This is a genomic window from Halobacillus sp. BBL2006 (assembly GCF_000786645.1).
GTDB lineage: Bacteria > Bacillota > Bacilli > Bacillales > Halobacillaceae > Halobacillus.
This window is the reverse complement of sequence record NZ_JRNX01000101.1, coordinates 1-4,144: the sequence shown is the minus strand read 5'-3', so window position 1 is coordinate 4,144 and position 4,144 is coordinate 1. Positions and strand designations below refer to the sequence as shown.

Genomic DNA, 4,144 nt, shown 5'->3' with positions numbered 1-4,144 from the left:
GAGCTCAAATTACTCAAACCGCTGGCGTTGGACTTGGATATAAGAAACGCGGGGAAAACGCAGTAGCAATTACTTATACTGGTGATGGCGGAGCTTCTCAGGGTGACTTCTATGAAGGAATCAACTTTGCTGGTGCGTTTGGTGCACAGGCAATTTTTGTCGTGCAAAATAACCGCTTTGCTATCTCTGTACCTGTTGAGAAGCAATCTGCAGCACAAACAATCGCTCAAAAAGCAGTTGCTGCTGGAATCGAAGGTATTCAAGTAGACGGCATGGACGTACTAGCTGTTTACGCAGCAACAAAAGATGCTCGTGAGCGTGCGGTAAACGGTGAAGGTCCGTCATTGATTGAGACTCTGACTTACCGTTATGGTCCTCACACAATGGCTGGTGACGATCCAACTCGATACCGTACTGACGAAGAAGACAGCGAGTGGGAGAAAAAAGACCCAATCGTTCGCTTCCGTAAGTTCCTAGAGGCTAAAGGTCTTTGGTCTGAGGAAGAAGAAAATGAATTGATCGAGAAAACAAAAGAAGAAATTAAAGCTGCCATTAAAGAAGCAGACAATACTCCGAAGCAGTCAGTTACTGACTTAATCGGTATTATGCATGACGAACTTCCATCTAACTTGAAACAGCAAATGGAAGAATATAAGGAAAAGGAGTCGAAGTAGATCATGGCACAAATGACAATGATTCAAGCCATCACAGATGCGATGCGCACAGAACTAAAAAATGATGAAAACGTGCTCGTTTTCGGTGAAGACGTTGGTCAGAACGGCGGAGTTTTCCGTGCGACTGAAGGTCTTCAAAAAGAATTCGGTGAAGATCGTGTATTCGATACACCTCTTGCTGAATCCGGAATTGGCGGTATGTCCATTGGTCTTGCTTTGACTGGCTTCCGTCCAGTCCCAGAAATCCAATTCTTTGGTTTCGTATACGAAACTATGGATGCGATTAGTGGACAAATGGCTCGTTATCGCTATCGTTCTGGTGGAACGCGTCAAATGCCAATTACGATTCGTTCTCCTTTCGGCGGTGGTGTACACACACCAGAACTTCACGCAGACAGCTTAGAGGGTCTAATGGCTCAGCAGCCTGGTCTTCGTGTGGTTATTCCATCTAACCCTTACGATGCAAAAGGTTTATTGATCTCTTCTATTCGTAACAATGACCCTGTAGTCTTCTTGGAGCACATGAAACTTTACCGTTCGTTCCGTGACGAAGTGCCTGAAGAAGAATATACAGTTGAATTAGATAAAGCAGCAGTTAAGCGAGAAGGTAACGATATTACTCTTATCGCTTACGGTGCAATGGTTCACTCTGCACTAAAAGCTGCAGAAGAACTTGAAGAAAATGGAGTCAGTGCAGAAGTGATCGATCTTCGTACTGTCAGCCCAGTTGACTACGAAACAATCATCGAGTCCGTTAAGAAAACGAACCGTGCAGTTATGATTCAGGAAGCACAAAAACAAGCAGGAATTGCAGCAAATGTAGTATCTGAAATTCAAGAACGTGCGATTCTTCACCTTGAAGCTCCAGTTCTTCGCGTAACCGCTCCGGATACAGTTTATGCATTCACACAAGCGGAAGAAGTATGGCTGCCAAACCATAACACGATTGTTGAAAAAGTTAACGAAGTAATGAATTTTTAATCATCTCTAAAAATAGGAGGTTATAACCGTGGCGTTTGAATTTAAATTGCCTGATATCGGTGAAGGTATCCACGAAGGTGAAATCGCTAAATGGTTTGTTAAACCAGGCGATGAAGTAAAAGAAGACGATGTACTTTGTGAAGTACAAAATGACAAAGCAGTTGTCGAAATCCCTTCCCAAGTAGATGGAACTGTTAAAGAGATCCACGTTGATGAAGGCGAGACAACAACGGTAGGTACCGTTATCATCACCATAGATGATGGTTCGGAAGACTCTGACGAATCTGAAGCGAAAGAGGAGCCGAAAGAAGAACCAAAAGAAGAGAAGAAAGATGATAGCAAAGAAGAAGCTAAATCTGAAGAGCCTGCAGCACAGGATGATACAGATGTAGATGACGACACACGTGTAATTGCTATGCCATCTGTACGTAAATTCGCTCGTGATAACGACGTGGATATCCGTAAGGTTCAAGGTTCTGGTAAGAACGGCCGAATCACTAAAGAAGACGTTGAGAGCTTCGTGAACGGTGATCAAGCTGAAGCTGCCCAAGATAAAGCTGACGAAGCTAAAGAAGAAGCAGCTACAGAAACTAAACAGCAAGCAGCTCCAGCAGCTGGAGAAGCGTATCCTGAAACTCGTGAGAAGATGAGTGGTATCCGTAAGGCGATCTCTAAAGCTATGGTCAACTCCAAGCATACAGCTCCTCACGTTACATTGATGGATGAAGTTGACGTTTCTGAACTTGTTGCTCACCGTAAGAAATTCAAAGCAGTGGCAGCTGAACAAGATATTAAACTGACATATCTTCCATACGTCGTGAAAGCTCTAGTTTCAACTCTGAAGAAATATCCAGTATTGAATACATCTATTGATGACGAGACGGATGAAATTATTCAGAAACACTACTATAATATTGGTATCGCTGCGGATACAGAAAAAGGACTAATGGTTCCAGTCGTTAAAGACGCGGATCGTAAAGCTGTGTTCTCTATCTCAAGCGAAATCAATGAACTTGCTGTGAAAGCTCGTGATGGTAAACTTTCTGGTGAAGAAATGAAAGGTGCTTCCACTACAATCACAAACATCGGTTCTGCTGGTGGTCAATGGTTCACTCCAGTAATTAACCACCCAGAAGTAGCGATTCTAGGAATCGGCCGAATTGCAGAAAAACCTGTCGTACGTGACGGCGAAGTAGTTGTTGCTCCAGTTCTTGCTATTTCCTTGAGCTTCGACCACCGTATCATCGATGGTGCTACAGCTCAGCATGCAATGAACAACATCAAGCGTTTACTGAACGATCCACAACTAATTATGATGGAGGCGTAAAGTATGGTAGTAGGAGATTTCCCAATTGAACTAGATACGTTAGTTGTTGGTGCGGGTCCTGGCGGCTATGTTGCTGCCATCCGCGCTGCACAATCCGGTCAAAAGGTTACAATCGTTGATAAAGGCAACCTAGGCGGTGTCTGTTTGAACGTCGGTTGTGTACCTTCCAAAGCATTGATTCAAGCAGGTCACCGTTATGAGCATGCGAAAGGCTCTGATGACATGGGCATCAAGTCTGAAAACACGACTGTTGACTTTTCTAAAGTGCAAGAATGGAAGAGCGGAGTCGTTCAAAAACTTACTGGCGGTGTTGAAGGTCTACTTAAAGGTAATAAAGTAGACATTGTAAAAGGTGAGGTTTACTTCGTAGATAAAAACACTGTACGTGTGATGGACGAAAAGAACTCTCAAACGTATACGTTTAACAACTGCATCATCGCTACAGGTTCTCGTCCGATTGAAATTCCAAACTTCAAATATTCTGAGCGTGTATTAGACTCTACAGGAGCTCTATCTCTGACAGAAGTACCTAAGAAGATGGTTGTCATCGGTGGAGGTTACATCGGTACAGAGCTGGGTACTGCCTATGCTAACTTTGATACGGAAGTAACCATTCTTGAAGGTACGAAGGATATCCTTGGCGGTTTCGAAAAACAAATGTCTTCCCTTGTTAAGAAGCGTCTTAAGAAGAAAGGCGTTGACGTTGTAACGAACGCTATGGCTCAAGGCGTCGAAGAAAGAGAAGACGGAGTTACTGTGAAGTATGAAGTCAAAGGTGAAGAAAAATCCATTGACGCTGATTACGTATTAGTAACAGTCGGTCGTCGTCCGAATACAGACGAAATCGGCCTCGAAGAGCTAGGATTGAAAATGAGCGACAAAGGTGTCATCGAAATCGATAAGCAATGCCGTACTAGCATTGATAACATCTATGCCATAGGTGATATCGTAGACGGACCTCCATTAGCTCACAAAGCTTCTTACGAAGGTAAGATTGCTGCAGAAGCTATCTCTGGTGAAAAATCTGAAATCGACTATCTTGGGATTCCAGCAGTCGTCTTCTCTGATCCAGAACTTGCTTCTGTTGGTTATACAGAGCAGGAAGCGAAAGATGCGGGTTACGAAGTGAAAGCTTCTAAATTCCCATTCGCTGCAAATGGAC

At 43.6% G+C, this 4,144-nt stretch carries 4 protein-coding genes; all 4 read left to right on the top strand.

Annotation, left to right across the window (positions count from 1 at the left end):
• Nucleotides 1-674 (top strand): thiamine pyrophosphate-dependent enzyme (locus LD39_RS03845; RefSeq protein ID WP_035543054.1); only part of this gene is annotated, 674 nt, incomplete at its 5' end.
• A gap of 3 nt (nucleotides 675-677) precedes the next feature.
• The gene (locus tag LD39_RS03840) at nucleotides 678-1,655 is read left to right on the top strand and encodes an alpha-ketoacid dehydrogenase subunit beta (RefSeq protein WP_035543053.1); all 978 of its coding nucleotides are present in this window, start codon (nucleotides 678-680) and stop codon (nucleotides 1,653-1,655) included.
• Nucleotides 1,656-1,683: 28 nt separating this feature from the next.
• Nucleotides 1,684-2,982: a dihydrolipoamide acetyltransferase family protein gene (locus LD39_RS03835; RefSeq protein ID WP_035543052.1), complete on the top strand. Its 1,299-nt coding sequence runs from the start codon at nucleotides 1,684-1,686 to the stop codon at nucleotides 2,980-2,982.
• Nucleotides 2,983-2,985: 3 nt separating this feature from the next.
• On the top strand, nucleotides 2,986-4,144 hold a 1,159-nt coding region (gene lpdA / locus LD39_RS03830; protein ID WP_035543051.1), incomplete at its 3' end, for a dihydrolipoyl dehydrogenase.

Coding starts and splice junctions, on each gene's coding strand:
- LD39_RS03840 (WP_035543053.1), top strand. CDS start 678: ATGGCACAAATGACAATGATTCAAGCCATCACAGATGCGATGCGCACA.